Annotated in this window: 19 protein-coding genes; 5 read left to right on the forward strand and 14 right to left on the reverse strand. The window is 59.7% G+C overall.

Going from position 1 to position 17615, the window contains the following annotated elements:
- Positions 1 to 84 precede the first annotated feature (84 nt).
- The 8 genes from ruvB to PDR5_RS22490 all read right to left on the reverse strand — a co-directional run bounded on the left by ruvB (position 85) and on the right by PDR5_RS22490 (position 6708).
- Positions 85 to 1146 carry a Holliday junction branch migration DNA helicase RuvB gene (gene ruvB / locus PDR5_RS22455; protein ID WP_064383750.1) on the reverse strand — a complete coding sequence of 354 codons (1062 nt, stop codon included), beginning with the start codon at positions 1144 to 1146 and terminating at the stop codon, positions 85 to 87.
- Positions 1147 to 1755, reverse strand: coding sequence for a Holliday junction branch migration protein RuvA (ruvA, locus tag PDR5_RS22460; RefSeq protein WP_007951205.1), 609 nt, complete (start codon positions 1753 to 1755; stop codon positions 1147 to 1149). It lies immediately after the preceding gene.
- A gap of 114 nt (positions 1756 to 1869) precedes the next feature.
- Positions 1870 to 2397: a crossover junction endodeoxyribonuclease RuvC gene (gene ruvC / locus PDR5_RS22465; RefSeq protein WP_007962095.1), complete on the reverse strand. Its 528-nt coding sequence runs from the start codon at positions 2395 to 2397 to the stop codon at positions 1870 to 1872.
- Between the two features lie 157 nt (positions 2398 to 2554).
- Entirely contained in the window at positions 2555 to 3301 is a 747-nt protein-coding gene (locus tag PDR5_RS22470; protein WP_003227527.1) for a YebC/PmpR family DNA-binding transcriptional regulator, read from the reverse strand.
- A gap of 124 nt (positions 3302 to 3425) precedes the next feature.
- A complete protein-coding gene (aspS, locus tag PDR5_RS22475) occupies positions 3426 to 5201 on the reverse strand; it encodes an aspartate--tRNA ligase (RefSeq protein ID WP_064599001.1) in 1776 nt (591 codons plus the stop codon).
- Positions 5202 to 5309: 108 nt separating this feature from the next.
- A complete protein-coding gene (locus PDR5_RS22480) occupies positions 5310 to 5531 on the reverse strand; it encodes an FmdB family zinc ribbon protein (RefSeq protein WP_007951210.1) in 222 nt (73 codons plus the stop codon).
- Positions 5532 to 5644: 113 nt separating this feature from the next.
- Positions 5645 to 5992: a ribbon-helix-helix domain-containing protein gene (locus tag PDR5_RS22485; protein ID WP_064599003.1), complete on the reverse strand. Its 348-nt coding sequence runs from the start codon at positions 5990 to 5992 to the stop codon at positions 5645 to 5647.
- Between the two features lie 245 nt (positions 5993 to 6237).
- A complete protein-coding gene (locus PDR5_RS22490; RefSeq protein ID WP_007951212.1) occupies positions 6238 to 6708 on the reverse strand; it encodes a Dps family protein in 471 nt (156 codons plus the stop codon).
- A 308-nt stretch (positions 6709 to 7016) separates the two neighbouring features.
- Here PDR5_RS22490 and PDR5_RS30315 point away from each other — a divergent pair, with 308 nt between their 5' ends.
- Complete coding sequence (locus PDR5_RS30315) at positions 7017 to 7619, forward strand: cold-shock protein (RefSeq protein ID WP_064599005.1); 603 nt, start codon at positions 7017 to 7019, stop codon at positions 7617 to 7619.
- An 84-nt stretch (positions 7620 to 7703) separates the two neighbouring features.
- On the opposite strand, the gene PDR5_RS22500 is transcribed toward PDR5_RS30315, so the two are convergent.
- Both PDR5_RS22500 and PDR5_RS22505 read right to left on the reverse strand, forming a co-directional pair.
- Entirely contained in the window at positions 7704 to 7910 is a 207-nt protein-coding gene (locus tag PDR5_RS22500; RefSeq protein WP_039766003.1) for a SlyX family protein, read from the reverse strand.
- Positions 7911 to 7913: 3 nt separating this feature from the next.
- Positions 7914 to 8339 carry an HIT family protein gene (locus PDR5_RS22505; protein ID WP_064599007.1) on the reverse strand — a complete coding sequence of 142 codons (426 nt, stop codon included), beginning with the start codon at positions 8337 to 8339 and terminating at the stop codon, positions 7914 to 7916.
- A gap of 891 nt (positions 8340 to 9230) precedes the next feature.
- Here PDR5_RS22505 and PDR5_RS22510 point away from each other — a divergent pair.
- Positions 9231 to 10577: an OprD family porin gene (locus tag PDR5_RS22510; protein WP_064599009.1), complete on the forward strand. Its 1347-nt coding sequence runs from the start codon at positions 9231 to 9233 to the stop codon at positions 10575 to 10577.
- 123 nt (positions 10578 to 10700) lie between these two features.
- Here PDR5_RS22510 and PDR5_RS22515 read toward each other — a convergent pair whose 3' ends face one another.
- Both PDR5_RS22515 and PDR5_RS22520 read right to left on the reverse strand, forming a co-directional pair.
- Positions 10701 to 11540: a mechanosensitive ion channel family protein gene (locus PDR5_RS22515; protein WP_064599011.1), complete on the reverse strand. Its 840-nt coding sequence runs from the start codon at positions 11538 to 11540 to the stop codon at positions 10701 to 10703.
- 138 nt (positions 11541 to 11678) lie between these two features.
- Positions 11679 to 12164, reverse strand: a complete 486-nt coding sequence (locus tag PDR5_RS22520; RefSeq protein WP_011335651.1) for a YajQ family cyclic di-GMP-binding protein — start codon at positions 12162 to 12164, stop codon at positions 11679 to 11681.
- Positions 12165 to 12304: 140 nt separating this feature from the next.
- On the opposite strand from PDR5_RS22520, the gene PDR5_RS22525 reads away from it, so the two are divergent.
- The 3 genes from PDR5_RS22525 to PDR5_RS22535 are packed head-to-tail and all read left to right on the forward strand — an operon-like array spanning position 12305 to position 15892.
- Positions 12305 to 13222, forward strand: coding sequence for a putative 2-dehydropantoate 2-reductase (locus tag PDR5_RS22525; protein WP_064599013.1), 918 nt, complete (start codon positions 12305 to 12307; stop codon positions 13220 to 13222).
- 45 nt (positions 13223 to 13267) lie between these two features.
- Positions 13268 to 15304, forward strand: a complete 2037-nt coding sequence (locus PDR5_RS22530) for a sensor histidine kinase (RefSeq protein ID WP_039765991.1) — start codon at positions 13268 to 13270, stop codon at positions 15302 to 15304.
- Positions 15305 to 15307: 3 nt separating this feature from the next.
- Positions 15308 to 15892 (forward strand): cob(I)yrinic acid a,c-diamide adenosyltransferase, encoded by a 585-nt coding sequence (locus PDR5_RS22535; protein ID WP_064599015.1) that lies wholly within the window; start codon positions 15308 to 15310, stop codon positions 15890 to 15892.
- A gap of 136 nt (positions 15893 to 16028) precedes the next feature.
- Here the strand turns inward: PDR5_RS22535 and PDR5_RS22540 are convergent, their stop codons facing one another.
- Entirely contained in the window at positions 16029 to 16973 is a 945-nt protein-coding gene (locus PDR5_RS22540; RefSeq protein WP_064599016.1) for a Nudix family hydrolase, read from the reverse strand.
- Positions 16970 to 17602: a glutathione S-transferase family protein gene (locus tag PDR5_RS22545; protein ID WP_064599017.1), complete on the reverse strand. Its 633-nt coding sequence runs from the start codon at positions 17600 to 17602 to the stop codon at positions 16970 to 16972. The genes PDR5_RS22540 and PDR5_RS22545 overlap by 4 nt, the downstream gene beginning before the upstream one ends.
- Positions 17603 to 17615 lie beyond the last annotated feature (13 nt).

Raw genomic sequence — 17615 nt, forward strand, 5'->3', positions numbered from 1 at the left:
TGTTTTTCATTGTTGGAAGGCTTTACCGCAAAAGTACCGTCCTGTGACAGTACAAACGCTGAATAAATCGACAATAAATGTGTATCAATCGTCCACGGCATCGAGAAACTCGTCTACCACGGGCATCTCGCCCATTCGTGTCGGAATGTTTAAACCAAAATGCAGGTACGCGTGACGGGTAACCACCCTGCCCCGCGGCGTACGCATGATGTAGCCCTGCTGAATCAGGTACGGCTCGAGCACGTCTTCAATGGTGTGGCGCTCTTCGCTGATCGCCGCTGCCAGACTGTCGATGCCCACCGGGCCGCCATCGAATTTCTCGATCATGGTCAACAGCAGACGCCGGTCCTGATGATCGAAACCGTGCTCGTCGACATCCAGCAGATTCAGCGCCAGATCCGCGACAGCCTTGGTGATGTGGCCCTTGGCCCGGACTTCAGCGAAATCCCGCACCCGACGCAACAGTCGGTTGGCGATCCGCGGCGTGCCACGGGCGCGGCGGGCAATCTCGAAAGACCCTTCCGGATCCAGCGGCAAGCCGAGGATATTCGCCGAACGGCTGACAATCGTCGCCAGGTCAGCGGTGCTGTAGAACTCGAGACGCTGGACGATGCCGAAACGGTCGCGCAAAGGGTTGGTCAGCATGCCCGCCCGCGTGGTTGCACCGACCAGGGTGAACGGTGGCAGATCGAGTTTGATCGAACGCGCCGCCGGCCCTTCACCGATCATGATGTCGAGCTGGAAATCTTCCATGGCCGGGTACAGTACTTCTTCGACGATCGGCGACAGACGATGGATTTCATCGATGAACAGCACGTCGTGCGGCTCAAGATTGGTCAACAGCGCCGCCAGATCCCCCGGACGCTCCAGCACCGGACCGGAAGTGCTCTTGATCGACACGCCCATTTCCTGAGCGATGATGTTGGCCAGCGTGGTTTTACCCAGCCCCGGCGGACCGAAGATCAGGGTGTGGTCGAGGGATTCGCTACGGCCACGGGCGGCCTGGATAAACAGTTCCATCTGCTCGCGAACGGTCGGCTGGCCGATGTACTCGGCCAGGCTGACGGGACGTATCGCCCGATCCTGGACTTCTTCGCGCTCACGCGGACTGTGCGTGGCGGCGATCAGACGATCAGCTTCAATCACTTAAATCATTCCCTTCAGGGCGCGTCGAATCATGTCTTCGCTGCTCAGGCCTTTCTCTTTGATCGCGGAAATCGCCTTGCTCGCTTCCTGTGGCTTGTAGCCCAGGGAAATCAGCGCGCTGACCGCATCGTTCTCGGCGGTGTTGACCGGCGCCGGGCCGTCCGGCTGGTTCGGCACCAGGGCGAACATGGCCGGCGAGGTTTCCCAGGCCTTGAAGCGATCCTTGAGTTCGACCAGCAGACGCTCGGCGGTTTTCTTGCCCACGCCCGGCACCTTGGTCAGCGCCGAGGTGTCCTGGGACTGCACGCAACGGATCAGTTCGTCGACCTCCAGACTCGACATCAAGGCCAGGGCCAGTTTCGGTCCAACACCATTGAGGCGGATCAACTCGCGAAAAAAGTCTCGCTCACGCTTGCCGGCAAAACCATAGAGTAACTGCGCGTCTTCGCGTACGACCAAATGGGTGTGCAAGGTCAGCGGTTCACCGACCGACGGCAGACGATAAAGGGTGGTCATGGGCACTTCCAGCTCATACCCGAGGCCGTTTACATCCAGAATCAGGTGCGGCGGCTGTTTCTCAGCCAGAGTGCCGCGCAAGCGTCCAATCACGTTTCAGATCCTTGAGCGTTGGCCAGCCGTGGGCTGGCGACCGACAGAGCATGGATTCACGGCCGACAACCCAGGCACGAAATCCACATTCCGTAAAAATGACTGCTGATGCTATCAGAGACGCAGGCGCCCGCCACGACTGCGTGCCGTTCCCAAGCCGTGCGGTAACAGACTGGAGCGTGTGTGGGCATGACAAATGGCAATGGCCAGGGCATCCGATGCATCGATTTGCGGTTTGCTGGTCAGCTTGAGCATGTGCATGACCATCATCTGCACCTGCTCTTTATTAGCGGCACCCGTGCCGACCACGGCCTGCTTGACCTGGGTGGCCGTGTACTCGGCGATTTCCAGGCATTCTTCGGCGCCGGCAACGATAGCGGCCCCCCGGGCCTGCCCGAGCTTCAGCGCCGAATCGGCGTTTTTCGCCATGAACACCTTTTCGATGCCCATGGTGACCGGACCGTAGGTCTGGATGATTTCGCGCACGCCGCGATAAACGATCTGCAGACGTTCATGCAACTCGCCAGCGCCGGTACGAATGCAGCCCGATGCCACGTAGATGCAGCCGCCGCGTCCGGTATCGCGAACAATCCCGTAACCGGTGATACGCGAGCCGGGGTCGATACCTAGAATTAAAGTCATAACGCCTGCGGGTTCGGTAAAAACACAAAAATCAAAACATCAAATAACCAATGCGGGAGCGGGCTTGCTCGCGAAGGCGGCGTATCAGCAAGCATCAATGCTGGAGACACCCCGCCTTCGCGAGCAAGCCCGCTCCCACCGTGAAGCCTAGCCGCTCTTAGCCTAACTGAGCGGCCACGTCTTCCGGAATGTCGGCATTGGAATAGACGTTTTGCACGTCATCCAGATCCTCAAGCATATCGATGAGCTTGAGCACCTTCTCGGCGCCCTCCAGGTCCAGTTCGGCGCTGGTGGTCGGCTGCATGACGATTTCCGCGTCATCACCCTTGAAGCCAGCAGCTTCCAGGGCATTGCGCACTGCGTAGAAACTGGTGAACGAGGTGAACACGTCGATCGAGCCGTCTTCGTGGCTGACCACGTCGTCGGCATCGGCTTCAAGTGCCGCTTCTGTCAGTGCGTCTTCGTCGACACCCGGTGCAAAGCTGATCTGGCCCTTGCGTTCGAACAGATACGCCACCGAACCGTCGGTACCGAGGTTGCCGCCACACTTGCTGAACGCGTGGCGCACTGCCGCTGCGGTACGGTTGCGGTTGTCGGTCATGCACTCGACCATCACCGCCACGCCACCCGGGCCGTAACCTTCGTAGGTCAGTTCTTCAACGTTGTCGGCCTCGGTCGCGCCGGCGCCACGGGCCACGGCACGGTCGATGATGTCCCGGCTCATGTTGGCGCCCAGCGCCTTGTCCAGCGCCAGACGCAGACGCGGGTTGGAGCCCGGATCGCCGCCGCCCTGACGGGCCGCCACGGTCAGTTCGCGGATCCACTTGGTGAAGATCTTGCCTCTCTTGGCATCCTGGCGTTCTTTGCGGTGCTTGATGTTCGCCCACTTGGAATGACCTGCCATAACTCGCTCCGAATTCTCTTGAACAATGCCCGCCATGCAGATGCATCGGCCAGCAAAAAAATCTTGTTTTCAATCACTGCAGAAAGAAAAAAGGCGCATCCGAAGATGCGCCTTCAGGCCCGTCTTACTCGGCCTTTGGCGTTTCGCGCAAACGGATGTGCAATTCGCGCAATGCCTTCGCATCCACGACACCCGGCGCCTGCGTCATCACGTCGGCAGCACTCTGGGTTTTCGGGAAGGCGATCACTTCACGGATCGACTGGGCGCCGGTCATCAGCATCACCAGACGGTCCAGACCGAAGGCCAGACCACCGTGCGGCGGCGCGCCGTATTTCAGGGCGTCGAGCAGGAAGCCGAACTTCTCTTCCTGTTCCGCTTCGTTGATGCCCAGCAGACGGAACACCGCCTGTTGCATCTCCTTGCGGTGGATACGGATCGAACCGCCACCCAGCTCGGTGCCGTTCAGCACCATGTCGTAGGCACGGGACAGAGCGCCGGCCGGGTTGGCTTCCAGCTCTTCTGGCGAGCACTTCGGCGCGGTGAACGGGTGGTGCAGCGCCGAGAAGCTGCCGTCATCGTTCTCTTCGAACATCGGGAAGTCGACGACCCACATCGGTGCCCACTCGCAGGTCAGCAACTTGAGGTCGTGACCGAGCTTGATACGCAGCGCGCCCAGGGCTTCGCTGACGATCTTGGCCTTGTCGGCGCCGAAGAACACGATATCGCCGTCGACTGCACCGACGCGATCGAGGATCACGTTCAAGTTGGCTTCCGGGATGTTTTTCACGATCGGCGATTGCAGACCATCAACACCGGCAGCACGCTCGTTGACCTTGATGTACGCCAGGCCCTTGGCACCATAGATGCCGACGAACTTGGTGTAGTCGTCGATCTGCTTGCGCGGCATGCTCGCCCCGCCTGGAACGCGCAGTGCGGCGATACGGCATTTCGGATCGTTGGCAGGGCCGCTGAAGACCTTGAAATCCACTTCTTTCAGTTGATCGGCCACGTCGACCAGCTCCAGCGGGTTACGCAGGTCCGGCTTGTCGGAACCGTAACGGCGCATGGCTTCTTCGAACGTCATGTGCGGGAATTCGCCGAACTCCAGACCCAGCACTTCCTTGAACAGGTTGCGGATCATGCCTTCGGTCAGGCCCATGATGTCTTTTTCGTCGAGGAAGCTGGTTTCGATGTCGATCTGAGTGAACTCAGGCTGACGGTCGGCACGCAGGTCTTCGTCGCGGAAGCATTTGGCGATCTGGTAGTAACGGTCGAAGCCGGCGACCATCAGCAGTTGCTTGAACAGCTGTGGCGATTGCGGCAACGCGAAGAACGAACCGGCGTGGGTACGGCTCGGTACGAGGTAGTCGCGCGCGCCTTCTGGCGTGGCACGGGTCAGGATCGGCGTTTCGACGTCGAGGAAGCCGTTTTCGTCGAGGTAGCGACGGATGCTGGTGGTCATGCGCGAACGCAGACGCAGCTTCTCGGCCATTTCCGGACGACGCAGGTCCAGGAAGCGATAACGCAGACGGGTTTCTTCGCCGACGTCGGAGAACTCGTTCAGCGGGAACGGCGGGGTTTCCGACTCGTTCAGCACTTCCAGCTCGTAGCCCAGCACTTCGATCATGCCCGACGCCATGTTGGCGTTGGTGGCACCGGCCGGACGCAGACGCACCTTGCCGGTGATCTTCACGACGTATTCGCTGCGCACGCGATCGGCGGCGGCGAAGCTCTCGGCGCGATCCGGATCGAACACTACCTGGGCCAGACCGTCACGATCACGGATATCGAGGAAAATCACCCCGCCGTGGTCGCGACGACGGTGAACCCATCCGCAAAGGGTAATTTCCTGGCCTTCCAGGCTTTCGTTCAGTTGGCCGCAATAATGGCTGCGCATCATGGTAGTGGTTCGCTTCTCGTAATTCGAAATTCGGTGGAGATCCCGCTGCACTCAAGCACTGTGCAACTTGTGGAAACTCGCGCGTGTCGTTCGACCTGGGTCTGAACCCTAGTCAGATTTGTCGCCACCGGCCAGGTTCTTCTTCGCGCCGGTCTTGAAATCGGTTTCGTACCAGCCACTGCCGCTGAGGCGAAAGCCCGGCATGGACAGCTGCTTCTTGAGTTCCGGCGCCTGGCAGGCAGGGCAATCGACCAGTGGTGCGTCGCTGATCTTTTGAATGGCTTCCAACTGATGACCACAGGAAGCACATTGGTAATCGTACATCGGCATGGGGTTGTCTCGGCAATCAGATTGCCAGCACGCGCAGGGCTGTGCGGCGAAAGGGCGGGATTATAGCCATTAAATGCGGCCTGTGCAGCCGGAAGACTGCACAGGCCGTCTCGTCAGTGACACCCCCCGTTATTGATCCCGGGAGAATCCCGCAGGCCGTGCACCACACACACCACCCGCACCAGACCGCTGAAGTTTTTCACCCCGCCATGGCGCAGGTGCACTTCACGATCAACGCGGGACAACAGCGTGCCGACCGAACAGCAATTGTCCTCGGCCATCCGGCCCAGAATGTTCCAGTAAACCTGCTCCAGCCGCATGCAGGTCGCGAACCCGTTCAAACGTACCGATCGGGACGACGGCCGGATCAACTCCATGTCGAATCCGCCGAGAAAGGGCTCCACGATTTTCTGTTGCTGCGAACCGCCAGCGATCTCTATTCGCCTGTCTCCACCTTCCATATCGTTGACACTCCTTTGCCATTTCTGCGCTTGTTTTCAAGGCAACATCCTGTGACCTCATTAAAAGCGCAGGCGCAAAGGCAGATCCAGATGACTTTTTGACCATCCGCGTAGGATAAGCCAACGCGATACGGAGGATCATGGAGCGGTGGGGCGTCTTCCTTGCTTCCTACATTCGCGAATGACTTTTCCGGGCAAAAAAGAGAACAGCGCACGAATGAAGTGAGTCCGTGCGCCTTCCGCCGTCAGGCCTCGAGCAGTGCGCGCAACATCCACGCGGTTTTCTCGTGAACCTGCATACGCTGAGTCAGCAGGTCGGCGGTCGGCTCATCGCTGACTTTATCCAGCAGGGGGAATATCCCCCGCGCCGTGCGAGTGACTGCCTCCTGACCCTCGACCAATTGTTTGATCATGTCCTCGGCACTCGGCACCCCCTCTTCCTCTTTAATGGAAGACAGCCGCGCATAGGTCGCGTACGCGCCCGGGGCGGGAAAACCCAGGGCCCTGATACGTTCGGCAATCGAATCCACCGCCAGGGCCAGTTCGTTGTATTGCTCCTCGAACATCAGATGCAGGGTCCGGAACATCGGCCCGGTGACGTTCCAGTGGAAGTTGTGGGTCTTCAGATACAGCACGTAGGTGTCCGACAGAAGGCGCGAGAGCCCTTCGACGATGGATTTGCGGTCTTCTTCACTGATACCGATATCGATTGCCATGTTTACCCCCTAAAGGCGATTGAATTCATCCAACAGGTGCCGCTCCACTGTAGCAAGGCCACCCCCGCCCCGCAGCCCCCGCATGACCCCGATAGACGCGACAAATCGTCCGACGCCTGCCGCTGGCCGGCGTAATTTGAGTACCCGCAGGCTTTGCTGTTAAATAGGCAGTGTGTCGCTACGCCCCGTTTTCCGGGCCTGCGCATAGGCTGATGCCGGGTACGTGTCCAACGCCTCTTTATTGTTCCGAAGCGAACCGTGCGCCTTCAGCTCTTCCTTGTGAGCCGTCATAACGTGAGTCAATAAAAATGTTGAAAATCGTCCACCTGCTAATGGGCGCAGCAGCCTTGCTGCTGTCCTTCATACCTAGCCTGAAGTCCGAAGCGGTACCTTACCTGCAACAACCCGATGCACTTTACCTGGCCTTTTTCGGCCTGCTGAACCTGATCCTTGCGCCAGTCATCCCTTACTGGAACAAAGGTCCGCGCCAGCATCTGCAAAACCTGGTCAGCGCCTTGCTGGTCCTGACCGTCGTCCTGCAAACCCTGACCCTGATCGCGCCGATGCCTGTCATCGCCGGCCAGCCAGCCGTACTGTTCAGCCTGGTGATTGCACTGATTGCCGTGGTCCTGCACCTGGCCGTCAGCTTTTATAAATCCTCACCGGCCGCCGCTACGCAAAGCTACGACATGAGCAACCGCGATACCGGCACCGTCAAGTGGTTCAACACCTCCAAGGGCTTCGGCTTTATCTCCCGGGATTCCGGCGATGATATTTTCGTGCACTTTCGCGCCATCCGTGGCGAAGGCCACCGCGTTCTGGTCGAAGGCCAGCGCGTGGAGTTCTCGGTGATGAACCGTGACAAGGGCCTGCAGGCCGAAGACGTGATCGCCGCCCTGCCGCGTCGCTGATTCACGCCTCCCGGCAATAAAAAACCGCGAACAGCCTGGCTGTTCGCGGTTTTTTTTGTTCACGGGAGCATGCCCGCACACCTCTCAATAGTGTGGCGGCGGCGCGTCTTCCTCAAAGGATCCGATCTGGCCGACCATCTCTTCCTGACGCTTGAGTACAGCTGCCATCTGCAATTGCAGACGCTCAACCACCCGCTGCTGCTCCACCAGCACATCGTTCAATGCCTGAATGGTGTCGTCCTGAAACGCCAGGCGGCTTTCCAGCTCGGTAACACGTTGTTCGAGGCTCATGACTCAGCCCTCCAGAAAGTTGAAATCGTCGTCCAGCACCAGACGCAGGCGCTCGCGGATCGCGGCCACTTGCTCGGCACTGTAAGGCTTGGCAGGGTGCTTACCCCAGACCGGCGCCGGCCAGGCGGCATCGTCCCGTTTACGCACGATGACATGCATATGCAGTTGGCTGACAACATTACCCAGGGTCGCGACATTCATCTTGTCGGCGTCGAAGGAGTCCTTGAGTACCTCGGCCAGGGCTGTGGTTTCCTGCCACAAGCGCTGCTGGTCGGCGACATCCAACTGAAACAACTCGCTGATATCGTCGCGGCGTGGCACCAGGATGAACCACGGGTAGTTGGCATCGTTGGACAACAGCAGTCGGCAGAGCGGGAAATCGCCGATGGTCAGGGTGTCCTGTTGAAGTCGTGAATCTAAAGCAAACACTGCGCGCACTCCCGGCGGTTGACCTGTTTTCAGCTTAGCGCCCCACTGCGAAAGCAGCGCGCCAAACGACTGGACGGCAGCATACCTGCGATTGTGGAGTCCTTCACGGCGAATGCGCTACTGCAAGGATTTCCAGCGCCCCGGAATGAGCCATTTGCAGCACGAGCGCACCAGTACGGAACCTGCCAATGAACACGGCGCAAGGACCGGGTCATATCGTGGCGTTTACGGCCCTTCAACCGCTCAACTGTATGAATTCAGTACAGCCATTGAAATTTTTTGCACCAAAACCGCACAGCACGTCTACGCTCAGTGCGTCGGGCATCCGCCGAATACTCACTGACGGGGTGAACCGGTAACGTTTTTGGTTGTCGCGCTGCGACTTTCAGGGAGCAACACCATGCGAAGGATGGCGTCAAGCCTGTTCGAAAGGCCCTCGAAGCCCCCGGTTTTATGAGGTTTTTACAGCATCAGACGAGCACGTTGAAAAAAACCGGAACAATTCAGCGGTTTGTGCACGCTTGTTGCATTCATACCCATATGGACTATAAGCGCACCACAAGAAGTGGATGCCTTGAGCCCCATAAAAACAGTGGCAGGGTTGCCCGATGGAGATTCAAGCGTTTTGCCAAGGGACTCTTTTTTACCGATGCTCAAGCTCTGTAAAACAGCGCTGAAGTTGTCAGTCCCATTGCATTTGGACTGTAAATTTGCGACATCTACCAAGCCGTTTGCGACACGCTCGTAAAGAAGCTGAAAGGTTGGATTCGCAAGTATCGCCAACATGGTCGGCGTGATATAAGTTTGCGCCGACACAAAAAGAAAGAGCCGCCCAGATAATAAAACAGGTGGGACGGCAGTACTCTTCTAAAACCAAAGGAGCAAATCACGATGCGCGTGATGAAGTGGAGCATGATCGCACTGGCAGTTGCTGCAGCAGCCAGTACTCAAATGGCTACGGCCGCCCCGTTTGTAAGTGACCAGGCTGAAGCGAAAGGCTTCGTTGAAGACGCGAAAGCTGACTTGCTGATTCGCAACTATTACTTCAACCGTGACAACAAAGACGGTGCCCGTGACGTTAAAGACTGGACCCAGGGTATCTGGGGCAACTTCAGCTCCGGTTACACCCAAGGTACTGTTGGCGTCGGCGTTGATGCGTTCGGCTACCTGGCCATCAAACTGGACGGCGGCGCCGGCACCAGCGGCTCCGGCAACATGAGCCGCAGCAACGAATTCAATGCAAACGGTTCCCGCGACCCTGACGACAGCCAAGGCAAAGCCGGCGCTGCCATCAAGTTCCGCGTATCGAAAACCGAGCTGAAAATCGGTGACATGCAGCCTAGCACCGCTCCGGTGTTCGCTGTCGGCGGCTCCCGTATCCTTCCGCAAACTGCCAGCGGTTTCCAACTGCAGAGCAGCGAGATCAAAGACCTTGACCTCGAAGCCGGTCACTTCTACTCGGCAACCAGCCAGGACCGCAACTCCCGTGAAGGCGGTCTGTACGCGACCTACGCCGGCGTTGAAGCCAACACCATCGACTACTTCGGTGGCAAGTACGGCATCACCGAAAACCTGAGCGCATCGCTCTACGGCGCCAAACTGGAAGACATCTGGAACCAGTACTACGCCAACGTGAACCTCACCACTCCGTTCGGTGGTGACACCTCGCTGAACACCGACTTCAACATCTATCGCACCACCGACACCGGTAGCGCGAAAGCCGGTGACATCAGCAACACCGCGTTCTCCCTGGCCACCGCTCTCTCGTTCCTGAAAGCGCACACCATCACCCTGGCCTTCCAGAAGGTCAACGGCGACACTCCGTTCGACTACATCGGCGTGGGCAAGAACAACCGTGGCGGCGACTCGATCTTCCTCGCCAACTCCATCCAGTACTCTGACTTCAACGCCCCGGGCGAGAAGTCTGCCCAGATCCGTTACGACATCAAGATGGCCGAGTACGGCGTTCCAGGTCTGAGCTTCATGACCCGCTACGTTAAAGGCTGGGACATCGACGGCACCCACACTCCAGCAGGCAGCGCCTACGCTGGTCTGTATGGCGAAGATGGCAAACACAACGAAACCAACTTCGAAGCCAAATACGTAGTTCAGTCTGGCCCGGCCAAAGACCTGTCCTTCCGTATTCGTCAAGCCTGGCACTTCGCTAACGCCGACGAAGGCGAAGGCGATACCAAAGAGTTCCGTCTGATCGTCGACTACCCGCTGTCGATTTTGTAATCGCACCGAGTTAGTTGCGGTAACAAAACAAAAAGGCCCATCTTCGGATGGGCCTTTTTTATTGCCTGTCACTTGTAATAGATGCCTGACCGATAAGTCAGGCAATTAATTAGCAACCTATCATTACACTGCCGATTCCTGAACCACACGAATCACTCGTTGTGGAAAAGGAATATCAATGCCTGCAGTCTTTAAACGATCACGCGACTGTTCGTTAAACATGAACATCACATCCCAGTAATCCGCAGTTTTAACCCAAACGCGCAGGGAAACAGTGATCGAACTGTCACCCAGTGTCGAAATAACGGCCTGAGGTGCCGGATCCTGCAGAACGCGCTCATCCTTGGCCAGATCCAGCAGCACCTGACGGGCCTTTTGCAGATCGGCTTCGTAATCCACACCTACGTCGAACACAACCTTGCGGGTCGGCTGACGGTTGGTGTTGGTGATGATGCCGTTCGACAGGTTGCCGTTCGGGACAATGATGGTCTTGTTGTCGCCAGTGCGCAGCACGGTGTGGAAAATCTGGATGCTGTCGACGGTACCCGCCACACCCTGAGCTTCGATCCAGTCACCGATACGGAACGGACGGAACAGCAGAATCAGCACGCCGCCGGCGAAGTTCGCCAGGCTGCCCTGCAACGCCAGACCGATGGCCAGGCCGGCCGCACCGATTGCCGCGACGAACGAGGTAGTCTCGACGCCGATCATCGACGCCACGCTGACGATCAGCAACACCTTGAGAATGATGTTGGCCAGACTGCTGATGAAACCTTGCAGCGCCAGGTCGGCATTGCGCAGGGCCAGCAGGCCGCCGAGCTTTTGCGTGACCTTGTTGATCAGCCACCAGCCGATGGCCAGGGTGATCACCGCCAGCAGCACACGACTGCCGTATTCCATGATCATCGGAATCCACGCCTGGGACGCCTTGACCAGGTTGTCCACCTCAGCATTCAAATCCATCTTTTATCTCCTGATTACCGGCTTCCCGGGCTGTAAAAAACCAGCGGCAGAAAGACCGAACCGGACAGGGCTCAATCGTTTCTGCCGTTGCTTGGGCCTCGGACGCATTAAACGCCGAGAGGTTCCCGACCGAAAAGCTTAGTCGCGGAAGTTGTTGAACTGCAGTGGCATGCCAAATTCCTTGGCACGCAGGGCCGCGATGGCTTCCTGCAGGTCGTCACGCTTCTTGCCGGTCACACGTACCTGCTCGCCCTGAATGGCAGCCTGCACCTTGAGCTTGGCTTCCTTGATGTGGCCGACGATTTTCTTCGCCAGTTCCTTGTCGATGCCTTCCTTGAGGACGGCGTCCTGCTTCATCAGCTTGCCCGAGGCGAAGGAGTCTTTGACTTCCAGGCACTGCACGTCGATCTTGCGCTTGACCAGGGCCAGCTTGAGGATCTCGATCATCGCTTCCAGCTGGAAATCGGCTTCAGCGGTCAGGTGGACGGTCAGGTCCTTTTCCTTGTATTCGAAGCTGCCCTTGCCTTTCAGGTCATAACGACGATCGAGTTCCTTCACGGCGTTCTCGACCGCGTTGGTGAGTTCGTGTTTGTCCAGTTCGGATACCACGTCGAACGACGGCATGTAAGTTCTCCAATAAAAAGGCGCGCTCGTACGGGACGCGGCGCGCTTGGCTTGCGGTTAAAATCGGGCTCATTATAACGGGTCTTTTCCCACCGACACGGCGAGCCTTGCATGCCAGTACCTTACCGAGTGAAAAACTGATGTCCACCCCCTGGCACGTCCTCGGCGCCGGAAGTCTCGGCACGCTCTGGGCCACACGCCTGGCCCGGGCCGGCCTGCCGGTTCGGTTGATCCTGCGCGACATTGACCGCTTGCACGACTATGCGACGGCGGGCGGCCTGACCCTAGTCGAGCAAGGCGTGGCCAGCAGCTACGCCATCCCTGGCGAAACCCCGGACAGCCCCGAACCGATCCGCCGCCTGCTGGTGGCCTGCAAGGCCTACGACGCCGAAACGGCCGTAGCCGGGCTTGCCCATCGCCTGGCACCGGACGCCGAACTGATCCTTTTGCAGAACGGCCTCGGCAGCCAGGAAGCGGTCGCCGCGCGAGTCCCGCAGGCCCGCTGTATCAGCGCCTCCAGCACCGAAGGCGCTTTTCGCGACGGCGACTGGCGCGTGGTGTTCGCAGGCCATGGCTACACCTGGCTAGGGGACGCCGGTCATCCGGTAGCACCGATCTGGCTGGACGATCTCGAGGCGGCGAAAATCCCCCATGAATGGAGCGCCGACATCCTCACCCGTCTGTGGCGCAAGCTGGCACTCAACTGTGCAATCAATCCGCTGACGGTGCTGCACGATTGCCGCAACGGCGGCTTGCAGCAACATCACTGCGAGGTCGCCACCCTGTGCGGCGAACTGACCGAACTGCTCGAATGCTGCGGGCAACCGGCCGCGGCGGACAACCTGCAACAGGAAGTCGAACGGGTGATCCAGGCCACGGCGGCGAATTTCTCGTCGATGTATCAGGATGTGGCCAGTAAACGCCGCACCGAGATCAGCTATCTGCTCGGCCATGCCTGCAAGGTTGCCCAGCGTCACCAGTTGAACCTGCCGCATCTCAAGCAATTGCAGGAGCGCCTGAGCGCTCATCTGCACAGTCTCGGATTGCCCGTCGACTGAGCAGCGGCTACGCTGGCCACTTGTTCCTTTGCTGCGATAAACCTGATGCCATTGCGCCAGCGTCTTGAAAACCTGCCGGTCGGCCAGAAACTGCTGGCCGCTCTGCTGGTGCTGTTGACCACTGTGTTGCTGGTCGCCAACCTGACCTTTATCAGCGCCGCCTATTACATTTCCCAGGAAAGCATGGCGCCCCAGGCGTTGCAGACCATCGGCCGGCTGGTGTCGAACCCGAGCCTGGTGGCCGACGCCTTGCAGTCGCCACAAAGCGCCGAGCGTTTGCTCAAGGAGCTCGACAGCTATTCCCCGCTGCGTGCCGCGGCTCTGTACGACGGCAAAGGTGAACGCCTGGCGCAGTTGCAGCACGGCGACAAACTCAACCTGCCGGAACGCTACCGGCACATCGAAGCCTGGCAACTGACCGAGTTTCGCAGCAACCAACTCATCACCCTGCCCCGCCCCGGCACTGCGCCAGGCCATCTGTTACTGGTGGCCAGCAGCGAGCTGCCGGTGGCGTTCTACACAGGCACGCTCACGGCGAGTCTGGGGATTCTGATTTTCAGTGTGCTGCTGTGGCTGGTCATCGCCCGGCAAATCAAACGCCTGATCACCCGGCCGATCCATCAGCTCGAAGAACTGTCCCGCCAGGTCACCCGCGAAGAGAACTACGCCCTGCGTGCCTCCCGGGGCAACCATGACGAAATCGGCAGTCTGGCCGAAGCGTTCAACACCATGCTCTCGCGCATCGAGGCCCGGGAGCAGCAACTCAAGCGCGCCCGCGATGACTCGCAAGCAGCTTACGATCAGGCCCAGGGCCTGGCTGAAGAAACCCGCCACACCAACCGCAAGCTGGAGCTGGAAGTCCAGGTGCGCAGCAAGATCGAGAAAAAACTCACCGGGTTCCAGAACTACCTCAACAGCATCATCGACTCCATGCCCTCGGCGCTGATCGCCCTCGACGAACAGCTCTACGTCACCCAATGGAACCAGGAGGCCAGCGCCCTTTCCGGTACCCGGCTGGACGAAGCGCTGAACCAGCCGATCTTCCTCGCGTTCGAGCCGCTCAAGCCGTTCCTCCCGCAACTCAAGCAGACCGTCGAACAGCACACGGTGGCGAAGATCGAGCGAGTGACGTGGTTCAAGGACGACGAGCCCAAGCACTACGCCCTGACCTTCTATCCGTTGATGGGCGGCGCCGGGCGCGGCGTGGTGATCCGCATCGACGACATCACCCAGCGCCTGTCACTGGAAGAAATGATGGTGCAGTCGGAGAAAATGCTGTCGGTCGGTGGCCTCGCTGCCGGCATGGCCCACGAGATCAATAACCCGCTGGGGGCGATCCTGCACAACGTGCAGAACATCCGCCGACGCCTGTCGCCAGACCTGCCGAAGAACCTCGAGCAGGCCGAGCAACTGGGCATCGAACTCGATACCGTGAACCGCTACCTGCAAGGCCGGGAAGTCCCGCAACTGCTCGACGGCATCCAGCAGGCCGGCGCGCGGGCGGCGAAAATTGTCACGCACATGCTCAGTTTCAGTCGCCGCAGCAACCGCCAGATGGCGCCGTGCGACCTGCCGGCGCTGATCGATCAAGCCGTGGAGATCGCCGGCAACGACTTCGACCTGGCCATCGGCTTCGACTTCAAGGGTCAGGCGATCATTCGCCAGTTCGACCCGGCGCTGGGCCCGGTGCCCGGCACTGCCAACGAACTCGAACAGGTGCTGCTGAACCTGCTGAAAAACGCCGCGCAGGCGATCCACCAGCGCGAAGATGACAGCGAGCCAGGGCGAATCACCCTGCGCACCCGGCTCAATCCGCCATGGGCCGAGATTCAGGTCGAGGACAACGGCATCGGCATGAGCGAGAACGTGCGCAAGCGCACCTTCGAGCCGTTCTTCACCACCAAGGAAATCGGCCAGGGCACGGGCCTCGGGCTGTCGGTGTCGTACTTCATCATCACCAACAACCACAAAGGGCAGATGGAAGTGCAGTCGGCGCCAGGGCAAGGCACCTGCTTCACCCTGCGTCTGCCGCTGGCGCAACCGGCGCCCATCGCCGCCGAAACCAATCAACTACCGAGGTAAACCATGGGCTTTCGCTTGTCGAAAATCTACACCCGCACTGGCGACAAGGGCGAAACCGGACTGGGCGACGGCCGCCGGGTACCCAAGGATCACCCGCGCATCGAGGCCATTGGCGAGGTCGATACGCTGAACAGTCAGGTCGGCGTGCTGCTGGCCGGATTGATCGCCGAGCGCGAAACCTGCCCAGGGCTGAATGAGTTGATCGATGTGTTGGTGCCCTGCCAGCACCGTTTGTTCGACCTTGGCGGTGAACTGGCGATGCCGGAGTATCAGGCATTGAACACAGCAGAAATCGAACGGCTGGAAGCCGCTATTGATGTCTGGAATGAAGAATTGGGGCCGCTGGAGAATTTCATTCTGCCGGGCGGTTCGATGCTGATTGCCCAGGCCCATGTCTGTCGCAGCCTGGCGCGCAGTGCCGAGCGGCGTTGCCAGCATTTGAATGCGATCGAACCGTTGGCCGGGGTTGGCCTGGCGTATATCAATCGCTTTTCGGATCTGTTGTTTGTGGCGGCGAGGTTGATTGCGCGGCGCCAGGGTGTTGCAGAAATCCTGTGGCAGCCGGCGGCGAAACCTTCAGATCAGTAGCGACTGTCAGGACGTCTTCGTCGGAACGCCGCCCGGAGCAAGCCCGCTCCCACAGTTGATCGAGTTCCTCCTGCGGCAATGCAATCAACCGTGGGAGCGGGCTTGCTCGCGAAGGGACATCAGCCTCATTAAAGAATCAGGCCTCAGGCCAGAACGCCCGAATCCCCGCCACACCCTGAGCCCCGGCATTCCACGCTTTTTCGCGCTCCGCCGGTCCGACTCCGCCCAGCAGAAATACCGGCTTGCTGAAACCTTCGATCAGCGTCGACGCCTGCTCCCAGCCCAACGGCTGCGCATCCGGGTGAGTCAGGGTCGGTTGCACCGGCGACAGGGTCACGAAATCCACACCCATCTGCTCGGCCAGTGCCAGTTCTTCAGCGTTGTGGCAGGACGCCGCCAACCAGCGCTCCGCCGGCAGCGGACGCCCCGCAGCCGCATACTTGCGCAACTGTGCCGAGGTGATGTGCCAGCCGGCGGCCGGGAAATCGCCCAGCCACTCGAACGGGCCCTTGATCATTAACTGCGCCTTGCCGGCGCACAGGCCGACCGCATCCACCGCCAGATCGCGGTACTTCGGGTCATAGCCATTCGGCGCACGCAGCTGGATCAGTTTGATGCCACCGGCAATCGCCTTCTGGATACCGCGCAGCAAGGCCGGCGTTTCCAGGTCTTCCGGGGTGATCAGGTATTCAGCGGGCAGACGCGCAGCCGCGACGATCGGCTGGTTGGCCGCCGGGAATTCGTAATCCGTCAGCGCTCTGGCGGAAACCCAGGCCAAAGGCTGGCCTTCGGCGCCATGTGGTTCGCCGGTGAAGCTCGACACTTCCCAGACATCCAGCAACACCTGCTTGTCCGGGTAGTCATGACGCACCTTGATCAGCGGCCGAGCGGCACCAACGACAATGCCCAACTCTTCTTGCAGCTCGCGGGCCAGCGCGGTTTGCACCGACTCGTCGGCTTCGACCTTGCCACCGGGAAATTCCCAGAGGCCGCCCTGATGCTGGGTATCGGCACGCCGGGCGATCAGAATCTTGCCGCTGCCATCACGAATGACGGCGGCGGCGACGTGTACACGTTTCACGACTGCAATTCCTCCAGTCCGGCCTTTTGCCAGGCCTTGAAGGCTGGCCATTGGTAGACGGTTTCAACATAGGCTTGATCGTCGGCCGGCAGCTTGACCTGATAGGTGCGCAGACGCACGGCAATCGGGGCGAAGAACGCATCGGCCAGCGACACCCGACCAAACAGGTAAGGCCCCGGTTCGTTCGCGGCGGCGCGGCATTCGGCCCACAGCGCGAGCATGCGTTCGATGTCGACCTTCACTTCCGGCGGCACCGGGTTGAGCGGCGCGTCGTGGCTCAGATTGAACGGCATGTGGTTACGCATGGCGAAAAAGCCGCTGTGCATCTGCGCGCAGGCGGATCGCGCCTGGGCTCGGGCGAAGATATCGGTCGGCCAGAGTTGCTCGGAAGGAAACTGTTCGGCCAGGTATTCGGCAATCGCCAGCGAATCGGCAATGGTGCCGCGGGCGGTTTTCAGCAGCGGCACCTTGGCGGTCGGCGAATGGGTAAGCAACCGCTCGCGGGTGTCGGGCTTGCCGAGTTTGACCAGTTCTTCGGTGTAGGGCGCGCCGGTCAGTTCAAGCGCCAGTGCCGCGCGCAGGGACCAGGAGGAAAGCAGTTTGTCGCCGATGATCAGGTGAAGGCTCATGTTCGGGTCCTTT

The organism is Pseudomonas sp. DR 5-09, assembly GCF_001655595.1.
Lineage (GTDB): Bacteria > Pseudomonadota > Gammaproteobacteria > Pseudomonadales > Pseudomonadaceae > Aquipseudomonas > Aquipseudomonas pharyngis.